Origin of the sequence: Synechococcus sp. OH30 (assembly GCF_047462175.1) — a bacterium.
In the GTDB taxonomy this organism is placed as follows: Bacteria; Cyanobacteriota; Cyanobacteriia; order Thermostichales; family Thermostichaceae; genus Thermostichus.
Window position 1 is genome coordinate 198,147 of the sequence record NZ_JANSIP010000003.1, and the last position, 20,966, is coordinate 219,112.

19 protein-coding genes are annotated in these 20,966 nt (G+C 61.1%); 11 read left to right on the top strand and 8 right to left on the bottom strand.

What is annotated here, in order from left to right; translation table 11 throughout:
- Positions 1-305: 305 nt before the first annotated feature.
- Positions 306-3,530, bottom strand: a complete 3,225-nt coding sequence (carB, locus tag NW830_RS05205) for a carbamoyl-phosphate synthase large subunit (protein WP_414360292.1) — start codon at positions 3,528-3,530, stop codon at positions 306-308.
- Between the two features lie 124 nt (positions 3,531-3,654).
- Here carB and purN point away from each other — a divergent pair, with 124 nt between their 5' ends.
- From purN to trpD, 4 genes are all read left to right on the top strand, one after another.
- Positions 3,655-4,302, top strand: coding sequence for a phosphoribosylglycinamide formyltransferase (purN, locus tag NW830_RS05210; protein ID WP_414404592.1), 648 nt, complete (start codon positions 3,655-3,657; stop codon positions 4,300-4,302).
- Positions 4,303-4,350: 48 nt separating this feature from the next.
- Positions 4,351-4,560, top strand: coding sequence for a hypothetical protein (locus NW830_RS05215; RefSeq protein WP_414404593.1), 210 nt, complete (start codon positions 4,351-4,353; stop codon positions 4,558-4,560).
- A 273-nt stretch (positions 4,561-4,833) separates the two neighbouring features.
- Positions 4,834-4,986, top strand: coding sequence for a hypothetical protein (locus NW830_RS05220; RefSeq protein WP_414404594.1), 153 nt, complete (start codon positions 4,834-4,836; stop codon positions 4,984-4,986).
- Between the two features lie 70 nt (positions 4,987-5,056).
- Positions 5,057-6,088: an anthranilate phosphoribosyltransferase gene (trpD, locus tag NW830_RS05225; RefSeq protein WP_414360286.1), complete on the top strand. Its 1,032-nt coding sequence runs from the start codon at positions 5,057-5,059 to the stop codon at positions 6,086-6,088.
- 73 nt (positions 6,089-6,161) lie between these two features.
- On the opposite strand, the gene NW830_RS05230 is transcribed toward trpD, so the two are convergent.
- Positions 6,162-6,788 carry a nitroreductase family protein gene (locus NW830_RS05230; RefSeq protein ID WP_414360284.1) on the bottom strand — a complete coding sequence of 209 codons (627 nt, stop codon included), beginning with the start codon at positions 6,786-6,788 and terminating at the stop codon, positions 6,162-6,164.
- A 272-nt stretch (positions 6,789-7,060) separates the two neighbouring features.
- Between NW830_RS05230 and dapA the strand changes: the two genes are divergently transcribed.
- On the top strand, positions 7,061-7,981 hold the full coding sequence (gene dapA / locus NW830_RS05235; RefSeq protein WP_414360281.1) for a 4-hydroxy-tetrahydrodipicolinate synthase: 921 nt from the start codon (positions 7,061-7,063) through the stop codon (positions 7,979-7,981).
- Between the two features lie 240 nt (positions 7,982-8,221).
- Complete coding sequence (locus NW830_RS05240) at positions 8,222-10,072, top strand: ribonuclease J (RefSeq protein WP_414360278.1); 1,851 nt, start codon at positions 8,222-8,224, stop codon at positions 10,070-10,072.
- A gap of 18 nt (positions 10,073-10,090) precedes the next feature.
- Here the strand turns inward: NW830_RS05240 and NW830_RS05245 are convergent, their stop codons facing one another.
- Positions 10,091-10,984 (bottom strand): SGNH/GDSL hydrolase family protein, encoded by an 894-nt coding sequence (locus NW830_RS05245; protein WP_414360275.1) that lies wholly within the window; start codon positions 10,982-10,984, stop codon positions 10,091-10,093.
- Positions 10,985-11,182: 198 nt separating this feature from the next.
- On the opposite strand from NW830_RS05245, the gene NW830_RS05250 reads away from it, so the two are divergent.
- The 4 genes from NW830_RS05250 (at position 11,183) to purD (ending at position 15,055) form a co-directional block, all read left to right on the top strand.
- On the top strand, positions 11,183-12,472 hold the full coding sequence (locus tag NW830_RS05250) for an HD domain-containing protein (RefSeq protein ID WP_414360272.1): 1,290 nt from the start codon (positions 11,183-11,185) through the stop codon (positions 12,470-12,472).
- Positions 12,473-12,732: 260 nt separating this feature from the next.
- Positions 12,733-13,404: a glycosyltransferase gene (locus tag NW830_RS05255; protein WP_414404595.1), complete on the top strand. Its 672-nt coding sequence runs from the start codon at positions 12,733-12,735 to the stop codon at positions 13,402-13,404.
- Positions 13,359-13,616, top strand: a complete 258-nt coding sequence (locus tag NW830_RS05260; protein ID WP_414404596.1) for a hypothetical protein — start codon at positions 13,359-13,361, stop codon at positions 13,614-13,616. The genes NW830_RS05255 and NW830_RS05260 overlap by 46 nt, the downstream gene beginning before the upstream one ends.
- Before the next feature lie 125 nt (positions 13,617-13,741).
- Positions 13,742-15,055 carry a phosphoribosylamine--glycine ligase gene (gene purD / locus NW830_RS05265; RefSeq protein ID WP_414404597.1) on the top strand — a complete coding sequence of 438 codons (1,314 nt, stop codon included), beginning with the start codon at positions 13,742-13,744 and terminating at the stop codon, positions 15,053-15,055.
- Between the two features lie 230 nt (positions 15,056-15,285).
- On the opposite strand, the gene NW830_RS05270 is transcribed toward purD, so the two are convergent.
- Together NW830_RS05270 and NW830_RS05275 are read right to left on the bottom strand one after the other, a co-directional pair.
- A complete protein-coding gene (locus tag NW830_RS05270; protein ID WP_414360261.1) occupies positions 15,286-16,443 on the bottom strand; it encodes a CAP domain-containing protein in 1,158 nt (385 codons plus the stop codon).
- 384 nt (positions 16,444-16,827) lie between these two features.
- Positions 16,828-17,313, bottom strand: coding sequence for an ureidoglycolate lyase (locus NW830_RS05275; protein WP_414404598.1), 486 nt, complete (start codon positions 17,311-17,313; stop codon positions 16,828-16,830).
- Positions 17,314-17,447: 134 nt separating this feature from the next.
- On the opposite strand from NW830_RS05275, the gene NW830_RS05280 reads away from it, so the two are divergent.
- The gene (locus NW830_RS05280; protein ID WP_414404599.1) at positions 17,448-18,224 is read left to right on the top strand and encodes a hypothetical protein; all 777 of its coding nucleotides are present in this window, start codon (positions 17,448-17,450) and stop codon (positions 18,222-18,224) included.
- A 92-nt stretch (positions 18,225-18,316) separates the two neighbouring features.
- On the opposite strand, the gene NW830_RS05285 is transcribed toward NW830_RS05280, so the two are convergent.
- From NW830_RS05285 to NW830_RS05295, 3 genes are all read right to left on the bottom strand, one after another.
- Positions 18,317-19,087 (bottom strand): RNA polymerase sigma factor SigF, encoded by a 771-nt coding sequence (locus NW830_RS05285; protein WP_414360255.1) that lies wholly within the window; start codon positions 19,085-19,087, stop codon positions 18,317-18,319.
- Positions 19,088-19,452: 365 nt separating this feature from the next.
- Entirely contained in the window at positions 19,453-20,640 is a 1,188-nt protein-coding gene (locus tag NW830_RS05290) for a tetratricopeptide repeat protein (protein WP_414360252.1), read from the bottom strand.
- Between the two features lie 6 nt (positions 20,641-20,646).
- Positions 20,647-20,952, bottom strand: a complete 306-nt coding sequence (locus NW830_RS05295; protein ID WP_414360249.1) for a hypothetical protein — start codon at positions 20,950-20,952, stop codon at positions 20,647-20,649.
- Positions 20,953-20,966: the final 14 nt, after the last annotated feature.

The window sequence follows — 20,966 nt, forward strand, 5'->3', positions numbered from 1 at the left end:
AAAGCCACCTCCCCCCTGCCTTTGCCGAACTGATCTCAGGAGCCCCTTCGACAAGGCCTAGGGGAGCTTTCTTCCAAACTAGACAGTTTTCGGGATGCCGACAGGGATCCCTAACGTGTGCAGCCAGAATGTGAAACAAATTGATGTATCGATACAAATAGGCAAATCAGTGTTGCGATTTTGATGCCTTGGTCTCGGCTTTTCCTGGGCAGCCAAGGCCACTTTCTCCAGCCGAGAACTCTAGAATTTCTTAAGGTGAAGGTCTTAAGAATTTCTTCAGAAAGGTAACCTAAGAAGGCTGAGATCTATCTCCCAATTTCGGCGTGAAACTCCTGCAGGGACTTCACCTGTAGGGATCCCGACTGCAGGGCGCGGATGGCAGACGCGGTGGCCTTGGCCCCGGCCAGAGTAGTAACCAAAGGGATCTTGTAGGCCAGGGCAGTGCGCCGGATCTTCCGCCCATCCTGTTGGGCCTCGCTGCCGGAAGGGGTATTGACAATAAGCTGAATCTGGCGGTTTTTGATGGCGTCGATAACATGGGGCCGGCCCTCGTGCAGCTTGAGCACCTTCTCGACAGGGATCCCGTGTTGGGCCAGAACTTTTTGTGTGCCGGCAGTGGCCAGCAGACGAAAGCCCAGCTTGACAAACTCTTGGGCCAGTGGGATCACGGCCTGCTTGTCGCGATCGCTAACGCTGATGAACACCGTGCCCCCTAGGGGCAGGTTCTGGCCGGCAGCCAGTTGCGCCTTGGCAAAGGCACGGCCAAAGTCGGTGTCAATCCCCATCACCTCGCCGGTGGAGCGCATCTCCGGCCCCAGCAGCGTGTCGGTACCAGGAAACTTGTGAAACGGCAGCACCGCCTCCTTGACAGCCACGTAGGGTGGGATCACCTCCTGGGTAAAGCCCAGCTCCGCCAGGGTTTTGCCGCTCATCACCTGGGCGGCATAATCGGCCAGAGGGCGGCCAATGGCCTTGCTGACAAATGGTACGGTGCGGGAAGCGCGCGGGTTGGCCTCCAGGACGTAAACCTGCTCCTTCTGGACGGCGTACTGCACGTTAATGAGTCCCACCACCCTGAGAGCTTGCGCCAGCTTCACCGTCCAGTCGCGAATCACCTGCAGCACTGCGGGGCTGAGGGTGCGGCTGGGCAAGACACAGGCGGAATCCCCCGAGTGGATTCCGGCCTGCTCGATGTGCTCTAGGATCCCGCCGATGGTTACAGCCCCGGTGCGGTCGGCAATGGCATCCACATCCACCTCTACCGCCTCTTCCAAAAACTGGTCCACCAGCACAGGACGGTCGGGATCCACTGCCACGGCTAGCTGCATGTAGCGCTGCAGATCCTGGTCGGAATAGACAATCTCCATGGCCCGCCCCCCCAGCACATAGCTGGGCCGCACCACCACCGGGTAGCCGATGCGGCGAGCAATTTCCAGGCTTTCTTCCACGCTGTGGGCAATGCCGTGGGCCGGCTGGCGGATCCCCAATTCCTGAAGCAGGCGCCCAAAACGACCGCGATCCTCGGCTATGTCAATGGAGTCAGGGGAAGTGCCCCAGATGGGCGCCTGAGCTGCTGCCAGCCTCTGGGCCAGCTTCAGGGGGGTTTGGCCGCCAAACTGCAGGATGAGCCCCACCGGCTGCTCAGCTTCGACCAGGTTCATCACCTCTTCATAGGTCAGGGGCTCAAAGTAGAGGCGATTGGCGGTGTCGTAGTCGGTGGAAACCGTCTCGGGGTTGGAGTTGACCATGATGGTCTCATATCCAAGACGGCTGAGGGCAAAGGCGGCATGACAGCAGCAGTAGTCAAATTCGATCCCTTGGCCAATGCGGTTGGGGCCGCCCCCCAGGATCATCACCTTCGGCTTGGCGGTGGGGAAGGTCTCGGATTCCCTCTCGTAGGTGGAGTACTGGTAGGGGGTGGTCGCCTCGAACTCGGCGGCACAGGTATCGACGGTTTTGTAGGTGGGGATCACCCCCAGTGCCTTGCGGCGATCCCGCACCTGCGCTTCAGTGGAGCCGGTCAGGTGGGCAATTTGTCGGTCGCTGAAGCCCATTTGCTTAAGGTGGCGCAGATCCTCAGCACTCAGGGATCCCAGCTCCCGCCCCTTGAGGGCTTGTTCCACTTCCACCAGCTCCTGCAGCTTGTCGATAAACCAGGGATCAATGTGGGTAAGCTGGGCAATTTCCTGAACGGAAAAACCCATGAGCAGGGCGGTGCGAATGGTCAAGAGGCGAAAAGGGTTGGGGGTGCGCAGGTTGGCCCGCACCTCCTCTGGGGTAGGGAAGACTTCCGGTCGGTCGCTGCCAAAGCCAGGGCGGTCGATCTCTAGGGATCGCAGCGCCTTCTGGAGGGATTCTTGGAAGGTGCGGCCAATGGCCATTGCCTCCCCCACCGACTTCATCTGGGTGGTCAAAACCGGCTCTGCACCGGGGAACTTCTCAAAGGCAAAGCGGGGGATCTTGGTGACCACATAGTCGAGGGTAGGCTCAAAGCTGGCCGGCGTTTTGCGGGTAATGTCGTTGGGGAGCTCCGGCAGCGTGTAGCCCACGGCCAGCTTGGCGGCAATCTTGGCAATGGGGAAGCCGGTGGCCTTGCTGGCCAAAGCAGAAGAGCGGGAAACCCGCGGGTTCATCTCGATCACCCGCACTTCACCATTGGCGGGGTTGACGGCAAACTGCACGTTGGATCCCCCCGTTTCCACCCCAATTTCGCGCATGATGGCGATGGCGTAGTCCCGCAGCCGCTGGTACTCCTTGTCGGTGAGGGTCTGGGCCGGGGCCACGGTGATGGAGTCGCCGGTGTGTACCCCCATGGGGTCAATGTTTTCAATCGAGCAGATGATGACCACGTTGTCCGCCAGATCCCGCATCACCTCCAGCTCAAACTCCTTCCAGCCAATCACCGACTCTTCCACCAGGATCTGGGAGACCGGGCTGGCCTCCAGGCCGGCGGCGCAGATCTCTTCAAATTCTTCTTGGTTGTAGGCCACACCGCCGCCGGTGCCTCCCAAGGTATAGGCAGGGCGGATGATGAGGGGATAGCCAATCTCTTGGGCAATCTGCTTGGCTTCGGCCAGGCTGCGGGCCAACCCTGAGCGGGGCACGGCCAGGCCAAGCCGCTGCATTGCCTGCTTAAAGAGCTCCCGATCCTCCGCCTTTTCAATAGCCTCCCGCTTGGCCCCAATTAGCTCCACCCCGTACTGGTCCAGGATCCCGCGCCGGGCCAGCTCCACCGCCACATTTAAGGCCGTCTGACCCCCCATGGTGGGAAGGAGGGCATCGGGGCGCTCCCGCTCGATAATTTTGGCCACCACGTCTGCCGTTACGGGCTCAATGTAGACGCGATCCGCCATGCTGGGATCCGTCATGATGGTGGCCGGGTTGGAGTTGACCAGGATTACCTCGTAGCCCTCCTCTCGCAGGGCTTTGCAGGCTTGGGTGCCCGAGTAGTCAAACTCGCAGGCTTGGCCAATAACAATAGGCCCCGCTCCGATGAGCAAGATCTTGTGAATGTCAGTACGACGCGGCATGGGATCCCTGGGGTGGCAAGGTCAGCCTTCTATTTTAAGAGGCAGGCTCAGCTCAGGGTGTGAAAGGGAGGGGAATGGGGTACCTTGAACGAGGAGCTCTAGAAGTGGTGGCTGTTGGTCAAAGATGAACTTACCCAGCCTCCTCTGGCCGAATCCTGACGCGATCCCGACTCCGCCTCAGCCGGGGATCCTAGGCATCTTGGCTTCCGGCAACGGCAGCAATTTCGAGGCCATTGCCCAGGCCATCGAGGCCGGCGAGTTGCCAGCCCACATTGCCGTTGTTATCACCAACAATCCCGAGGCCTATGTGCGGCAGCGGGCGCAGCGAAGAGGGATCCCCTGTGTCCTGCTCAACCATCGGGAGTATCCTAGTCGGGAGGCGCTGGATGCCGCCATCGTGCAGGTGCTGCAGCAGCATCAGGTGGAGTGGGTAATCATGGCTGGCTGGATGCGCTTGGTGACCCAGGTGTTGCTGTCTGCCTATCCGGAGCGGGTCTTAAACCTTCACCCCAGCCTCCTGCCCAGCTTCAAGGGCCTGCGGGCGGTCGAGCAGGCGCTGGCGTGCGGCGTAAAAATTACTGGCTGCACCGTCCACCGCGTCACATTGGAAATGGACAGCGGCCCCATCGTGGCCCAAGCAGCCGTGCCGGTTCTGCCGGAAGATACGGTGGAGTCTCTGCACCGGCGCATCCAGGTCCAGGAACATCGCCTTTATCCCCTGGCCATTCGCCTCTGCCTAGCCGAGGGATCCCGCCTTCCCAAGCTGAGTTGAGTCCTGGCGGGTCGCCCGGCCCTCTGGCAAGAATGGAGCCGTTTTGGGGTGGGGGTGCTGCCACAAGCGGTGATGGCGGAGCTGGAACGCCTGAGCCGACAGGCTATCGATCCCCAGGAAGAATCGATAGCGCGCGCCTTCTTGCGCCAGGGGTCCAGTTTGGGATTTGCCGTCTCGGCAGCCCGCGCTGGGGTGGGGGACGCCAACGCTGGCCAGCAGTCACGGGGAGTTTGCCTGGAGCAGGCCATTGTCGAGTGACCTATGCCCTTGCCCAACAGCAGCCAGGCTCCCTGGTGGTGGTGAGTAACAATCGGCCGTTGGTAGGCAGGCACTGGGTGTCCCTAACCCCTGGCCGAGCTCAACCGGTGGATGCGCCAGCCGCAGCAACCCCAAGCGGTGGTCATGGCTTTACGGCGGCTGCCAGGGCCCCCCCTTCCTGCTACTCCGTTGCGCCCCTCCCCAACTTCTGCAAAACCACCCTCCCCGCCTCAAGAGGGATCCCGACCTGCCCAGAGCAGATCTCAAGTTGGCTTGGCCCTCCAAAGCGCCCTGGCGCTGCTGTTGGCCTTGACCTTTTTCTCAGCATCAGGGTTGTTGGCCTGGCGCGTGCTGGATCTGGCGGGGAGCGAAGGGATCTGGCGGCGGCTGCCCCTGTCTTGGCTCCCTTGGCTGCGGGATCTCTAGCCGCCTTGCCGGCAGCAGCCCAAACAGGCGTATGCTAGGGTGAAGGCTTTCTCAAAACCAGTCCCCACCCATGACGGCAACAGCTGACCTTTGGCCCCAGCTTTTAGGCCAACTGCTGGAGCGGCAATCCCTCAGCGAGGCCCAGGCGGAGCAGCTTATGAACGGCTGGTTGCACAACCAAGTGCCGGATGTGGTGTCGGGAGCGATCTTGGCGGCCTTGCAAGCCAAGGGAGTGAGCGCCAGCGAGCTGGCCGGCATGGCGCGGGTGCTGCAGCGCGCTTCTCTGGGATCCCCTCTGGAGCTGCCCCTCTTGCTGGATACCTGCGGCACCGGGGGAGATGGGGCCGGGACGTTTAACATTTCCACCGCCGTGGCCTTCGTGGTCAGCGCTGCCGGGATCCCGGTAGTAAAGCATGGCAACCGTTCCGCTTCCGGCAGAGTGGGCTCGGCGGACGTGCTGGAGGCTTTGGGGGTGAACCTCAACGCCGAGCCGGAGCGGGTGCGGGCGGCAGTGGCAGAAGTGGGCATTACCTTTCTCTTTGCCCCCCACTGGCACCCAGCGATGCGGGCGGTAGCTCCCTACCGACGGGCCCTCAAGGTGCGCACTGTTTTCAACCTGCTGGGGCCCTTGGTCAATCCTTTCTACCCCAACCGGCAGGTGATCGGGGTTTATGCGCCGGAGCTGGTGCCGGTCATGGCCGAGGCTCTGCGCCTGCTAGGGCGGAAAGCAGCCATCGTACTCCATAGCCGGGAAGGCCTTGACGAAGCTGGCCTTGCCCAGCCCACGGACTTGGCCGTTCTCTCCCAGGGATCCCTGCGCACGGAAGTCTTGAACCCGCGAGATTACGATCTCACGCCTGCGTCCGTCCAGGCTCTCCAGGGAGGGGACTTAGCGGAAAATGCCGCTATCCTCAGCCGCGTCCTCCAGGGAGAGGGGGAACCTGCCCAGCGGGATGTGGTGGCCCTCAATGCGGCGCTCGCTCTCCAGGTAGCGGGAGCTGTGGCTGACTTGAGAGCCGGAATTGCCCGCGCGCGGGAGATCCTTGCCAGCGGCGCCGCTTGGGATCGCCTGCAAAGGTTGGTCAACTTCCTCCAGCCCTGAGGCCAAGCTCTGCTTCCTTTGCCATGGGCTGGGGAACCTCCCGCCAACCCCGCTGCCCCGGCCCCCCTGTGTTTTAAAACTCCCGTCCTCGCCCAAAGGCCAGCACCTCCTCCACCCCCAGGCGGGGCTTGCGCGGCAAGTTGCCCGCGGCGGGGTAGCCCACCGCCAGCAGCATCACCGGCACGTAGCGGTCAGCAATGGCGAACTCCCGCTTCACCCCTTCTGGGTCAAAGCCAATCATCGGCCCGCTCACCAAGCCCTTTGCCTGGGCCGCAATCATCAAGGCCATGGCCGCCAGCGCCCCAGAGCGAATCGCCTCATCCCGCGCCAAGGTGGGGTTGTTGGCGTAGGTGGCTTGGGCCATGTTGACCCAGCTTTCTGCCCGTTCCGGGGGGAGAATCCCCGCAGCCACTGCTCTTTGGACAATCTCAGGCAGCTTCTCATAGCCTTTGAGATCCCCCAGGACAATGAACACCACCGCCGCATCCGCCACCTTCTGTTGGTTGTAGGCTAGGGCTTTGAGGCGCTCTTTGTCCTTGGGATCAGTGACGGCCACAAACCGCCAGTGCTGGATGTTGAAAGAGGAAGGAGCTTCCGTAGCATAGGCCACCAGCTCTCGGATCTCCGCTTCCGATAGAAGCCGGCTGGGATCGAAATGATCGGCGGAGACGCGCGTCTTGAGAGCAGTTAGGGCGTCCATGGATGGGCCTCCTCAAAATGGACAGCTCAAGAGCAACAGGGCTGCTCACCCCAGGGCTAACGGCAGAACTGGTAAGCAGCTCGACATTCTGGGTTCAAACAATCTGCCCCCTCCAATATATCTCCTGCTTTGGCCGGGGGCAACTGGCGAGCTGGGGTTGGTCAGAGGGGATCCCTGACGCGAAGGCAGGTATGATGGAGAAGCGAGCTGGTCTCATCTGGAGGGCCAGGTGACGTTGTCCAATTGGTGTGGTGGAGGGGGAGAAGCAATCGGTGAACTTCGGTCGAGTGCTAACGGCCATGGTGACTCCCTTTACGGAAGAGGGGGAAATCAATTATGATGAGGCCGCTCGTTTGGCCGATTACTTGGTAACCCACGGCAGCGATGGCTTGGTGGTCTGCGGCACCACTGGCGAGTCTCCCACCCTCAGCTGGCAAGAGGAGTACGAACTGTTTCGGGTGGTACGGGAGGCCGTAGGGGGGCGGGCCAAGGTGATTGCCGGCACAGGCTCCAACTCCACCCGCGAGGCTATCGAAGCCACTAAAAAAGCTGCCCAGTTGGGCCTGGATGGCTCCCTCCAAGTGGTGCCCTACTACAACAAGCCCAGCCAGGCGGGGCTCTACGAGCATTTCAAGGCTATTGCCCAAGCCAGCGACTTGCCCATCATGCTCTACAACATCCCCGGCCGCACAGGGGTAAGCCTCCAGCCGGAAACAGTGGCGAAATTGGCGGAGTTGGAGACCATTGTTGCCATTAAGGAAGCCAGTGGTATAATGGACGTAGTCTCGGAAATTCGGCGGCTTACCCCCCCTCGCTTTAGTATCTACTCTGGGGATGACTCCCTGACGTTGCCAATTTTGTCCTTAGGAGGGAGGGGGGTAGTCAGCGTAGCCAGTCACCTGGTTGGACCGCAGCTGCAGGAATTGATCCAAAGCTACGCTAAGGGGCAGCACGAGCAAGCTTTAGCCTACCACTTACGTCTCTTGCCGCTGTTTAAGGTTTTGTTCATTGAGACCAACCCCGTTCCCATCAAGGCGGCGCTGGCAATGCAAGGTTGGCAAGTGGGTCAAGTGCGCTCTCCCTTAGCCCCTCTTCAGGCCAATTCTCTACAGACTTTGCGACAAGTACTGCAAGAGATGGGGCTACTCGAGGAGGCGCAGGGATCCAAACCAGCGGCAGCAAAGGCTTCATGACCACATCTTTTTCGAGTTGTGCCTCTACTGGAGGGAGGTTTTTAGGGGAAACTTCGCGGAATTTAACCTGTGGTTAAATCAGCTGTCCTTTTAGGATTTTTTGCTCTTTCCCAACTGGGAGGGGACAGGTTCTGGTAGCAAAATCCAGCTTTCCCTGCTGACTTTGCTGCTGGCTTTCAGGGCTTTGTCTGCATCGGTTTTTGTTTGTTCAGCTGTCGCTGTTGAGGATCTGTAGCTCGTATGCCAACACCACGGACTTCGGTTGCTTCCCGTCCTGGGACCTCTGCTGCCAAGCCCACTTCCTCCCTGCAGATGATCCCGCTAGGAGGCGAACGCGAGATTGGCAAAAACACCTGGGTCTTCCGCTACGAAGACGACATCATCCTGCTGGATGCCGGCCTGGCTTTCCCCGATGAGACAATGCACGGTGTCAACATCGTGCTACCGGACATGACCTATATCAAGCAAAACCGGGACAAGCTGCGGGCAATGGTGGTTACCCACGGCCATGAAGATCACATTGGCGGGATCCCTTACCACTTGCGGGAATTTGACATCCCAGTCATCTATGGCCCCCGCTTGGCGCTGGCGCTGCTGGAGGAAAAACTGCGCGATATGGGTCTTCTGAATCGTACAGAATTGCGCCCCGTGGGGCCGCGGGATATTGTGCGCCTGAGCAAGAACTTCTTTGCCGAATTTATTCGCAATACCCACTCTTCTGCCGACAGCTTTACCGTGGCTTTGCACACGCCGGTGGGCGTTGTCATCCAGACGGGCGACTTCAAGATTGACCACACGCCGGTGGATGGCGAGCGCTTTGACCTCCATCGGCTAGCTGAGCATGGGGAAAGGGGGGTGCTCTGTCTTATCAGCGACTCCACCAATGCTGAGGTACCCGGCTTTACTCCTTCTGAAGCCGCGGTAGTGCCGGGCCTCACCAAAGCCATTGCGGAAGCTAAGGGACGGGTAATCATCACTACCTTTGCTTCTTCGGTGCATCGCCTCAATTTGGTGTTGCAGATTGCCGAGCAGCAGGGCCGGGTGGTATCTCTGCTGGGGCGCTCGATGTTAAACGTGGTGGCCCACGCGCGGCGCCTGGGCTACATCCGCTGCAAGGATGAAACGCTGCAGCCGATGCATGTCATCAACAGCTTGCCGGATGATAAGGTAATCATCCTCACCACGGGATCCCAAGGCGAACCCCTGGCTGCTTTGACCCGCATTGCTAACGGCGAGCATCCGCAGTTGCAGATTAAGCCGGGAGATACAGTGATCTGGTCGGCCAACCCCATTCCCGGCAACACGCTGGCGGTAACGCGGGTCATCGACAAGCTGATGGAGCTGGGGGCAAATGTTATCTACGGCAAAGACAAGGGGCTGCACGTCTCCGGCCACGGCTGCCAGGAAGATCAAAAGTTGATGATCGCCCTCACCCGTCCCAAGTTCTTTGTCCCCACCCACGGGGAGTACCGCATGCTGGTCAAGCACGCCGAAACGGCAATGAGCATGGGGATCCCGCGGGAAAACATCGTGATCATCGACAATGGCGATGTGGTGGAGGTGAACCAGGAGCGCATTGCTGTCGTCGGCAAGGTGCCCACGGGGGTACAGATGATTGCCGCTTCCCACGATGGGGTGGTCATGGACGAGATGCTGCAGGAGCGCCAGCAGATTGCCAGAGATGGCATGGTGACGGTGGTCATCAGCTTGGATGGCAGGGGCCAGTTGCTCTGCACGCCGCAGGTGCAAAGTTTGGGCCTGGCAGGTGAGGGCACCTCTCTCAAGGGATCCGACTTGAAACCCCTAGTGGAGGAGACCCTCAAGCAAGCATGGCCGCACTTTGCCCGCTCGCTGGAGCGGGGCAGGTTGGAGATTGACTGGGCTGGCCTCAAGGCAGAGGTGGAGCGGGTGGTGCGCCGCTTTGTCCGCGAACAACTGCCCGGCAAGCCGACGATACTGGTTTTTGTGCAGTCGCCTGAAGAGGAGTCTGGGCCGGTATCCTCTCTGCCTGTTGGGGAAGCCCAGCCGGAACAGGAACGGCTGGCCTTGGGACGGCGGCGGCGCTCCTCGGCGGCGGTGGCGGCTTCGTAAGACGGGGGTGGCTGGCTCTCAGGGCTTCCCTGGGCTGGGGAAGGAAAGTTCTGCTTTTGGGAAGCTGCTAGACGAGAGCTCTGCCAATGCCTCGGGAGCAAGGGATCCCACCTCGCTAAAGGGGGGGCAGTGGCGCTGGGGTGGGACCGGCTGCTGCAGGATCCTCAGGAAAGCCTCCGCCAGGTCGGCATATCCCCGGTCGTTGGGATGAAAGCCATCGGCTAGCGGGCCGGGGAAGAAAGACTCGCGGCGGTAGGAGCGGGGATCGCAGAGGAGGTCCACCACGGGGATCCCCTCCTGGCTCAGGGGGTTAATAGCCCGTTGGCTGAGGCCGACGGAGACCAAAGCCAGCAGCTGCCGCAGGCCCCTGGGCTGCTGCTGCCCCAGGGGGATCAGGGCAAAGTTGGGCAGGTTGGCCACCGCCAGGCGGGCTTGGGGGGCGCGGGCCCGCACCGCCTGCAGCAGGGTTTGGTAGTCGGCGGCAAATTGTTGGATCTGGCGCTCAATAAAGGGCAAGGGATCCTCGCCCTGCAGGACCCGTTGGGCTGCGGCAAAGACAATGGCGTTGGTGTCGTTGCCGCCCACCCAGAGGGTAATCAGGGTGGCGTCGGGAGGGATGCGCGGCACTTGGTCCTGGAGCAGGTTGGCCGGGATCCCTTCCCGCAGGGCTTGCATGGCTGGGCTGAGTACCGCTCCTGAGCGGCCCAAGTTAATTAGCTCCACCGGGCCGGGCAGCAGGCGGGCCAGGCGGGGGACATACCCCGTCCCATTGGGGCAGTCCAGCGGCTCTGAGCGCTGCGGGCGGGTGCCGGCAGCGTTGGCTGGACCATCGCAGGAGATGGAGGCGTTGAAGCCAACGGCATCACTGGCTCCCAGAGCAACATAGCGGGTGAGGGCAGGCGGGCTGGGCATTCTAGAGGCTTCGGAACAAGCGGTTAGCCCCCAACCCAGCATCCCGATTGCCACTGAGAGCAGCAGCAACCGAACGAGTCTGGGGGCTTGCCTCTTTTGCCCAGTAGGGGATCCCATGGGGTAGCTTTGCTGCAGAGGTGGGGGAAGCCCCCAGCCAAGCTAGCCGAAGATTGGCCAATTGGCGAGTATGGTGGGAGTATGGCGCTGCGTTTTTGCAAGTCCCGCACCTACCACGATCCCCTGCACGGCGCCATCAGCCTGGATGGCGGGGATCCGGTCGAGGCCCTGCTGATTCGTCTTATCGACACCCCTGCCTTCCAGCGCCTGCGCCGCATCCGCCAGTTGGACACTGCTTTTTTTACCTTCCATGGCGCTGAGGGATCCCGCTTCACCCACTCGGTGGGAGTGCTGCAGGTTACGCGGCGCCTGTTTGACAGATTGGCCCGCCGCTACCCGGAGCTGCGCCCCTACCGCGCTGTAACGCTGGTTGCCGCCTTGCTGCACGACATTGGCCATGCCCCCTTTAGCCATGCCGGCGAGGAAATCTTCGGCTGCCGGCACGAGGTCTGGACGGCCCGCATCGTGCGGGAGGATCCCCAGATAGCCACGCTGGTGGCGGAGTTCGACCCGCAACTGCCGACCCAACTGGAGCAGGTGTGGCAGAAACAATTTCCCCTGCCGCTGGTGGGGCAGCTGATTGCCAGCCAACTGGACTGCGACCGCTTTGACTACCTGATGCGCGACAGCCTGCTCACCGGCGCCCAATACGGCCACCTGGATCTGGATCGCATCCTCACGGTGTTGGACTACGACCCGGAGAGGGGATCCCTCTCCATTCCCGCCCGCAAGGGCCTGGGAGCCATTGAGCACTATCTGGTGGTGCGCTATTTCATGTACACCCAGGTGTACCAGCACCCCAAGAGCCTGTGTGCCCGCTTTATTTTGGAGCGGCTCTTCAAGCGGGCCCAGGTGCTGTTGCAACAGGGAAAGATCGAGTTGGATCCCATCTTGAGTGCCTGGTGTTGGGCGGCGCTGGCGGCGCAAAAGGGGGATCCCTTCGAGCTGCCTTTGCCCCTCTATTTGGCCGCTGACGATGTGATGTTCAGCTACCCTTTTCGCTTTTGGGCCATGGCGGGGAAGGATTGCATCCTAGCGGATCTGGCGCGGCGCTATTTGGATCGGGATCTGTTCAAAGCCCGCAACATCACCCGCTTGTCAGAAGAGCGACGCCAAGAGCTGGTGGCAACGCTAAGCCAGAAGATGCAGCAAGATGGCTTGGATCCAGAAAGCTACTTGGGAATTCGCTCGGCCCACGTCCAGGGCTACAGTTTCTACGACCAAGGGATCCAACTCAAAACCGAAGACGGCTACGTGGAAATTGCCCAGCTCTCGCCGCTGGTGCGATCGCTGGTGGAAACGCAAAGCCAGGTTTGGCTGATCTTCCCCCGCCCCTACAGCGATATTGTAGAGAGGGCCTTGTCTGCCTAGTCCCAAGACCAGGGCGTGGGCAAATCCGTACAGAGAGGGAAGCAAGCAAGAGTGGGGATCCCGGAGATCCTGGCAGGGGTTCTGTCGCTAACGGCCCTGGCGATTGCGTTGGTGGCGCTGCGGGCGGGATCCCTTGCCGCAGCAAGCGGCAGAGGTCGCAGCGGCCCTGGAGCGGCTGGCGGTGATCGTGCCTGCTTACAACGAGGCGGAAAACGTGGTGGGTCCTGGACAGCACCGCCGCCCCCCTGCAGGTCTGGCTGGTGGACGACGGCTCCACCGCTGCCACCTGGGAGCTGGCCCAGGCCCTGGCTGCCGAACGGCAAGATCCGCGGCTGCACCTGCTCCAAGGGGATCCCCGGTGGGTGGGCAAAAACTGGGCCTGTGCCCAAGCCCTTGCCGCCCTGGCCGCCCAGCCTGATCCCCCCGACTACCTGCTCTTTCTCGACTGCGACGTGCGGCTGGGATCCGCTGCCATTGAAGCAGCCCTAGGACAGTTGCTGGCAAGCGGCAGCAGCTTGCTGAGCGTGGGGCCCTGTCTGGCCGAGTGGCTGGTGCAGCCCATCAGGATGGTCATCTTGGCGGCAGGCTACGACTTTGCCGCCGTCAACGATCCCGAGCGCCCCAAGGCCTTTGCCTTCGGGCCGTTCATGCTGTTTCGCCGCTCCGCCTACGAGCAAGTGGGCGGACACGCCGGCGTGGCCAATGGGGTCATCGAGAACGTGGCCTTGGCCCAGCGCATCAAAGCGGCTGGCCTGGGCTTGCAGATCGGCTTGGGGGGTCGCGGGTGCGATGCCGCATGTACGCCAATGGAGCCGCCCTCTGGGAAGGGTGGACGAAAAACTGGTTCCTGGGCCTGGAGCGCAACTGGGCCCTCGCCGTGGTGGCGATGGTCACTGTCTTGGGCATCTGCAGCCTGCCCTGGCTGGGGTTGATCCTGGCTGCAGCTACGGGATCCCTGCAGGTCTTGGCGGCCAGCCTGACCGGGATCCTAGGCCAAGGGGTCATCCACCTGCTTCTATGGCGTTGGGCCCACCTGCCGCTGCGTTACTGGTGGCTGACGGCAGCCATCATCTTGGCTTCTGCCATCCGCACCACCAGCGGGCGCAACTGGACTTGGCGGGGCCGTCCCCTGGCAGCAAGCTAAGCAGAATACAAGAAGCCCCTCCCGCTGACGCGAGCAGAAACACCGCGGGAACATGGTCTAATGGGGAATGTTCGGAGAGGATCCCAAGATAAACAAGCGGCGTTTACAAACAGTGGGATAGCGCAATGCAGGCTTTGGTCATCGGCTCCGGGGGACGAGAACACGCTTTGGCGTGGAAGCTGTTGCAGTCTCCCCAGATTACTCGGGTCTACTGTGCACCTGGCAACGGCGGCACGCAGCAGATGCCCCGCTGTCAGTCTGTGGCTTTGGCGGCCACCGACATCGAGGGACTGGTGCGATTTGCTACCGTTCAAGGGATCCGCCTGACGGTGGTGGGGCCGGAACTGCCCTTGGTGGAGGGAATTGTGGACGCCTTTCAGGCAGCGGGGCTCCCCATTTTCGGTCCCAGTCGCGCCGCCGCCCAACTGGAGGGAAGCAAGCTCTGGGCCAAGCAACTGATGCAGGAAGCGGGGATCCCTACAGCTCCGGCTGCTGGCTTTGCCGACTTGTCTGAGGCACTGGCCTACCTGGATTCAAGAACTCCGTCAGGCAAAGGCAACTATCCGGTGGTGATCAAAAAAGATGGGCTGGCCGCCGGCAAGGGGGTAACCGTTGCCCACAGCCGGGAAGAAGCCGTGCAGGCCCTGGAGGCGGCTCTGGCCAAGCCGGGCGAGCGGGTGCTGATTGAGGAGTTCCTTGCCGGCCAAGAGGTCTCGGTGCTGGCCCTGACGGATGGCCAGACCTGCCTGCCGCTGCTGCCCGCCCAAGACTACAAGCGCCTTGGCGATGGCGATACCGGCCCCAATACCGGCGGCATGGGGGCCCACGCCCCAGCAGACCACCTGGTGACGCCACAGCTTTTGGCCCGCATCCAAGCCCAAGTGCTGGATCCCACCCTGCAGGCGCTACAGCGGCGGGGCATTCGCTACCAGGGGGTGATCTACGCCGGCCTGATGATTGCACCCAACGGGGATCCCTATGTGTTGGAGTACAACTGCCGCTTCGGGGATCCCGAAGCCCAGGTGATCCTGCCCCTGTTGGAAAACCCTCTGGACGAGGTGCTGCTGGCCTGCATCGAGGGACGGCTGGCCGATCTTCAACTGAAGTGGAAACCTGGCTACGCCGCCTGCGTGGTCATGGCTGCCCCCGGCTACCCTGACAGCTACGAGCGAGGGATCCCCATTACTGGTCTGGAGGCTGCCGCCGCCACCGGGGCCCTGGTGTTCCATGCCGGCACTCGCCAGGTGGGCAAGCAGCTTCTCAGCGACGGCGGGCGTGTCCTCTGTCTTACCGGCCAAGGGGCAACGCTGGCGGAAGCGCTGCGCCAAGCCTATGCTGCTGTGGAGCAGGTGCAGTTCCCCAAAGCCCACTACCGTTCTGACATTGGCAGCCGCGCCCTTGGGCCTGCCGTCCGGCGAGGTGTAGTGCCCGCCTCCTAGTCCCCTTCTTTTTTCGACTGCATCTCAAAGCCCCAGAGAGGTCGCTTCTCTGGGGCTGGTAAAGCAGCTTTGAAAAAAGCTTTGATGATTAGAGCCTAACTCCTCCAGTAAAGAGACGGCAACGATAGTATCAGAATCTCAACTTTCCTTAGATTTTCTCAACGGTAGGGCTGTTTCCAGCTGAGGAGAAGAGGCCTAACGTCTTGCTCCCGAAGGCATGCAGTTGAGCATCAGGGTGCAAAGTCCCACTCTAAGCTGAGGTTGAAGGGCTCCTTCTGCCAGAGCCAGCGAGGTGGGATCCCCAGTCCTGCGGTTAAGGGCGCAGACCTTTGCGGCGCCTGAGGGTTGCAGTCGTAGAGGGTGGTGGTGTAGCGATAGGTGCGCGGCGGCCCGCCCTTGAGCCGGATGCCGCTAATCTCAAAGAGGTAGGGGCGATTGGGCTGGACGGTTCCCACCGAGTAGGTGAGAGTCTCTAGGCCAAAGGCGGGATCCCCAACCCGGATATCCCAAACCGGCACTGCCTCGCCAGTGAGGGCATCGGTGATGCGAACTTGGGCCTGGCTGAGATCAGAGAGGCCGCCGCGGCTGGGCACCGAGAAAGACCAGCGGTAGGCAGACAAAGGTTGGCTGGAAAACCCTTCGAGGCGGTACAGGTAGCCGTCCCTCTCCGGGAAGGCAATGAACTCTGGATCTGGCACTGACTCGTCAAAACCGAAGATCCAATTGGCATTGGCCTGGGTCACCCGTCCGGCCCGCGGGTCGTAGACAATGCCGTAAGCTCCTTGGGCGTACTGGGGGTAGAGGTTCCAGCGGCGATGCCCCACATCCACGAAGTTTTCCCGGCCCGGCTCGGCAAAATAAATATCCACCTGGCGCGCCAGCACCCGCCCTGGGTCGGGGCCGTTCAGCTCCAGAATCGGGCCAATTGCCAAGTTGCTAAAGCGGGATCCCGCCGCCCCGGCAGGAGTGAAGCAACGCCAAGAGGGAGGTGGCTCGTGGCTGAGGGCGCCATTGGCCACCTGCAGCAGCGCCGCCTGCTGAGCGGCCGCCAAGAATTCGGGATTGAGCTCCACCGGGGGCAACTCGTGCAACAGCCGCAGAAAGTTCAGCCGATCCATCATCTTCTGGGCTGCTGCCGGGGTGAGGCGACCGGGATTGCAGGTGGCAACTTGCGGCTGCTCGGCATAGATGGGGCCAGCAAAGGTGCGGGTCTGGCGATCCAACTGGCAGAGGAAGTTGGCAATCGGCAGCTCTCCTGCCCGCGGAGGTTCTGGAGCTGTGAGGGATCCCCTCCCACCACAGGCAGCCACCAAAAATAGTAGGCAGAGCAAACTAAGAACCCCCCCTGCCCAGACTGGCTTCCAACTGGGCAGCCGCTGCCAAGGCATGTAAGTCCTGTAGGCTTATCGACTAGCAGGAGTAGGGGTAGGAGGGAGGCTGGGGGGGCTGACGGTGCTGCTGCTACCCTCGTCACAGGCAGACAGCAGCCCCAGGCAGAGGAACAGGGCCAGAGCCCCCAAGAGCTTGCAGGTCACTTGGGTGGGTTGAAGTGTAGCCATCGCAACAGATCTCCAAAACCCTGCCAGGTTTGACCCTGTTTTATCACGCAGGGGGGGAAGTGCCAGAGCAGAACCTGGTTTCTCCCCCTTGGCCCTGCCTACTAGAGATAGAGCCCAAAGCGATCCTCTCTCTCCACCCTTAGTGCTGGTAGGGATCCCTGTACCTTAATGCACCTTAGATGAATCTGCTTTTTTGCTGCTGAATTCGGCTGCTCAAGGGATGATCTGGAACTCCAGGTTGTAGGTCTGAAGCAGGTTGATTGTCTCGTGATCGGTGAGGTTGGTGTCGGCCAGCTCCAGGTTGTAAAAATCGATAAACTCCTCGTGGTCAAAGTAGGGGCCGGCATGCCAGGTGCCCACCTCCAGTTTGATAAAGCAATCGCCGGGCACCCGAAAAGCTTGAATCTCGTCCACCTGCAGCTTCTCGCGAGGCGGTGCAACGGCAATAAACCACTCCTTGCCGTGCAGGGATCCCAGACACTGGGTGCAACGGGTGTGGTGAGTTATGTGGGTGAACCGAAGGCCACGGCGGGGCAAGCGCATGAGGTAAAAGCGGGGTTGCCCCTGATTCAAAACCAACTGGGCATCTTGGCTGTCGAAGGGTTTGTCGTCAGGGACAGGGTAGATCACCTGCCCGTAGGGGGCAAAGTTTTCCGACTCCACCAGATGGGCCTTTAGTTGGCGCAATTGGCTGCTCACTCTACCTGTCTCCTCCTTGGATATTGAGACTATCTCCGCAGCTTGCCGTAGCCTGTCTGTTTTCCCCAGCCGGATCTTAAGATACCGACGGTAGAATTAGGGGGAAGACTTAGCTCTTTGCAGAGCCCCTAGCGATGCGGCGGGATTTACAGGAGCTGGTCATTTCTCCTTCTCTAGTGGAAAAGCTTTCCGGGGTACCTATAGATTGGCTGTACCGGCCTCGGCCTGTCCGTCGCTGGAAAGATTGGCTGCGCCAGTTCTCCGCTTTTTGGGAGCTGCTGCGCCTGCTGTTGGTGCTGGATCTCTTCTGCCGTTTCTTGACCTTTTGGGCAGGGGGATCCCTAGTGACCTTGGTGGGGCGGATGGTGATCCCTGGTCTGCGCAGCAGCTGGGGCAGTTGGCTGGTGGAATGGGGGATCCTGGCAGCCATTGCCGCTTTGGGCCAAGCCTATTGGATTTTCCGCAGCCGCCGCCTGCCGCTCTTGCTGAACTTGCTGGAAGAAGTAGATCGCTACCATCAGCTTATTCAAGCTATTCACATCAACGACGAATTGGTGGAGGCAGGTAATCCTGAGGTCAAGCTGCCCCAGCGGGATCAGATTGTCGAGGCTTTGAAGCTGGCTCGCAGCGACCTAATCCGCGCCTTGAAAACCGAACGGATCTTGCGGCAGAACAAAGACTTTATTGAGCAGCAAAGTGAGTTCTTCGGTGACGAGTTGACAACTCTAACTGCGCTCCAGGTAAGGGAACAGGCCAGCGAACACTCGCGGCTTTTGGAGGCTGCTTTGCAAATTGCCTTGCAGGTGCGCTCCCAAGTGAGCCAACTGCAAAAAAGGGAAGCAAGCCTATCCCCAGACAAAACTCAACCTCCCAGCGAATCTCAAAACCCAGATTCCCCTCCTCTTGGATAGGCCCTCCTAGCGGCGGCAGGTGCTGGCGACTGTTGCTGAAGCAGGGGTGGAAAACTGGAGCAGGGATCCCGAAGGTAGCAGAGCTCTAGCTTTTAAAAAATGTCCTGCTTGAGTAACTGGGCCAAGCGCTCCAGGCCCTTTTTGACCTGGCGGGAAACCGTAACGGCGCTGATCCCCAGCCGCTTTGCTGTCTCTTTTTGGGTGAGATCGTAGAGGAAAACAAGTTCTAAAATCTGGCGGGTGCGCTCCTCCAGTGCAGCAAGGGCATTTTGCAAGCGGATGCGATCTTCTTCGGCCAGTTGAAAGCTGCGGTAGCGCTGATCCGGAATGACCTCCCCTAAGGCAGCACTGTCTTCCTCTGTTTGAATGGGGGCATCAAGGCTGAGCAAGCTGCTGTTTTGCTGGGCCAGTTGCAGCTCTCGCCATTCTTCCTCTGTTAGCTGCAGGGCTTCTCTTACCTCCCTTTCGGAGGGAGGACGGCCCAACTCCTGCCGCAGACGGGCGATTACCTTCTTGGCTTGCCGCTGCAGAGTCGCCCAACGGCGTGGGATCCGAATTGCTGGGCTCTTGTCTCGCAGGTAGTGTTGGATTTCGCCACGAATGTAGGGAAGAGCAAAGGAGCTAAAAGCCAAGCCGCGGCTGACGTCAAAGCGTTCGATGGCTTGAATTAATCCGATGCATCCCACTTGCACCAGGTCGTCGTAGGCCTCATTGCATTGGCTGCGCCAGTGGTGGGCTTCTTTGCGCACCAAGCCGAGGTTCAGTTCTACCAGCCGATTGCGCAGGGCAGGATCCCGGGTCTGGTGGTACAGCCGCAACAGCTCGACGGTTTGGGTTTTGACGTCTTCCTGCTTGGAGGCCATGGAGACAAACGGCGTCGGTGGGTCGGGGCTGTCGAGAGGAGACTGTTGGGGAGCTATGAGCCTGGAAGTCCCTGGTTTTCCTTCAAGGCCGGATAAGGAGCCAAACAAGGGATCCCCCCTGACCTCGAACTTTTCCAGATCAGACCTCTACTGGGCCCAACTGGGGAGCAACCTGCAGGCAAACCCTTTCAAAGCGTGACCATGAAGATGCTACCAGATGTTACTAAGAACACAGCCTGCCCTTCAGACTGCGGCGGGGAGCCAAAGTACTGGTTCTCCACCACCGGCAAAGGGAAAATTGGCGGCTTGCGTCGGCAAAAGAGCCTCCCTTTCCTCCGCCATTGGGCAGAATGCTGTTGGGCCTCTCAGGTAGCGGAGGAAGGGCTCTTGGGGTCAGCAGCGGGGGGCGGCCATGAGTTGCAGGGCCAGAGAGAGGCTAGGAATGCCGCAAAGCTTGGCTCGCCGCGAATGGGATCAAAGTAGGGTTCGGAGGCAAGTAAGGGGCAGTAGCGTTCTGGCTGCAGCCGCAGAGCTTGCTCTAAGGCTTGGAGGGCCTGGGGCACTTGGCCTTCCCAGGCGCAGCAGCAGGCTTTGGCGTAGTGGGCATCGGCATTGTTGGGATCCAGCTCCAGAGCCCGTTCAAAACTCTGAATGGCCAGCCCATAGAGCTCCAAGTCCATCAGCACTAGGCCGCGCTGCAGCCAGAGCTGGGAGCGCTGGGGATCCTGGGCTAGAGCGCGGTCGTAGCTGTTGAGAGCTTCCATCCAGTTGCCCAGCTGGTGGTGGGCAAGGGCGTGGCCGGCCCAGAGGGAAGCAGATTCGCAGCCCAGTTGCAGGGCTCGCTCGTAGCTGGCCAGGGCCTCAGCGTAGCGCTCCAGGTGCACCAAAGCCAGCCCGCGGCTCTGCCAAAGCTGGGGATCCAGGGGATTGATGGCCAGGGCCTTGTCGTAGCTGTTCACCGCCTCCTGCCACCGCTCCAGGGAGGCCAAGGTCAGCCCGTGCAGATGCCAGGCTTCTCCACTGTCGGGGCGCAAGGTGAGAACCTGCTCGTAGGCGCGCAGGGCCTCTTGGTAGCGGCCCAGTTGCCGCAGCGTGTTGGCCTGGTTAAAGCGGGCCTCAAAAAAATCCGGCTTTAGGTGCAGAGCCCGCTCGTAGCTGGCCAGCGCTTCCTGGTGACGGCCAAGCTCGTCTAGCAGCGAGCCACGATTGTTCCAAGCTTCGGGAAAGTCCGGCTTCAGCTCTAGGGCCCGGTCGTAGCTAGCTAGAGCGGCTTGCGCCTGCCCCAAGTGGTCGAGGAGGGTGGCGCGGTTGTACCAGGCAATGGGATCCTGGGGCCGCTCTGCCACTGCCTCTTCGAAAGGCTGCAGTTGGGCCGCCTGTTGCGCCGTCAGGGCAGAGAGGTCAACCGCTGTTGCTGGCAAAACAGTTGTCGAGTCGGGGGGAGCAGCCCGCTGCTGCCGCCGCAGCCACCAGGCCCAGCCTCCCACCAGGAGCAGCAGGCCTACCCCCAGTACCAGCGCGCCCAGGTCGATTGGGGCAGTTGCCAACGGCATGACCTACTACATCATCACCAAAAAGGGCAGGGGATCGCTGGGTCCTGCCGGCGAGATGAGCTCAATGCGCTTTTCGCCAGGGTAGGTGCTGGGATCAATCTCAAAGGTAACTGTCAGGGCCTCGGCGCTGGCCTGCACTGGCTCTTGGGAGCGCCCCAAGGGATCCCCGAAGCTGACCCGGATCCCCTTGCCTGCCGGGCTGACCCGGATCTCGGTTACCTGATCCAGATGGGATCCCTCGAGAGTACAGACGATGATGTCCCCTACAAAAGCCTCCCGCGGCCAACCGCGCCGCACGATGGGTCTGGACATGTTGGCTCCCTCGG

What these genes read in the sequence shown, in the direction of transcription:
- NW830_RS05295 (WP_414360249.1), bottom strand. Translation starts at nt 20,952, where the DNA reads ATGTCCAGACCCATCGTGCGGCGCGGTTGGCCGCGGGAGGCTTTTGTA.
- NW830_RS05280 (WP_414404599.1), top strand. Translation starts at nt 17,448, where the DNA reads ATGCGGCGGGATTTACAGGAGCTGGTCATTTCTCCTTCTCTAGTGGAA.
- purD (WP_414404597.1), top strand. Translation starts at nt 13,742, where the DNA reads ATGCAGGCTTTGGTCATCGGCTCCGGGGGACGAGAACACGCTTTGGCG.
- purN (WP_414404592.1), top strand. Translation starts at nt 3,655, where the DNA reads ATGAACTTACCCAGCCTCCTCTGGCCGAATCCTGACGCGATCCCGACT.
- NW830_RS05285 (WP_414360255.1), bottom strand. Translation starts at nt 19,087, where the DNA reads ATGGCCTCCAAGCAGGAAGACGTCAAAACCCAAACCGTCGAGCTGTTG.
- NW830_RS05240 (WP_414360278.1), top strand. Translation starts at nt 8,222, where the DNA reads ATGCCAACACCACGGACTTCGGTTGCTTCCCGTCCTGGGACCTCTGCT.
- carB (WP_414360292.1), bottom strand. Translation starts at nt 3,530, where the DNA reads ATGCCGCGTCGTACTGACATTCACAAGATCTTGCTCATCGGAGCGGGG.
- NW830_RS05250 (WP_414360272.1), top strand. Translation starts at nt 11,183, where the DNA reads ATGGCGCTGCGTTTTTGCAAGTCCCGCACCTACCACGATCCCCTGCAC.
- NW830_RS05230 (WP_414360284.1), bottom strand. Translation starts at nt 6,788, where the DNA reads ATGGACGCCCTAACTGCTCTCAAGACGCGCGTCTCCGCCGATCATTTC.
- NW830_RS05260 (WP_414404596.1), top strand. Translation starts at nt 13,359, where the DNA reads ATGGTCACTGTCTTGGGCATCTGCAGCCTGCCCTGGCTGGGGTTGATC.
- NW830_RS05245 (WP_414360275.1), bottom strand. Translation starts at nt 10,984, where the DNA reads ATGCCCAGCCCGCCTGCCCTCACCCGCTATGTTGCTCTGGGAGCCAGT.
- NW830_RS05290 (WP_414360252.1), bottom strand. Translation starts at nt 20,640, where the DNA reads ATGCCGTTGGCAACTGCCCCAATCGACCTGGGCGCGCTGGTACTGGGG.
- trpD (WP_414360286.1), top strand. Translation starts at nt 5,057, where the DNA reads ATGACGGCAACAGCTGACCTTTGGCCCCAGCTTTTAGGCCAACTGCTG.
- NW830_RS05270 (WP_414360261.1), bottom strand. Translation starts at nt 16,443, where the DNA reads ATGCCTTGGCAGCGGCTGCCCAGTTGGAAGCCAGTCTGGGCAGGGGGG.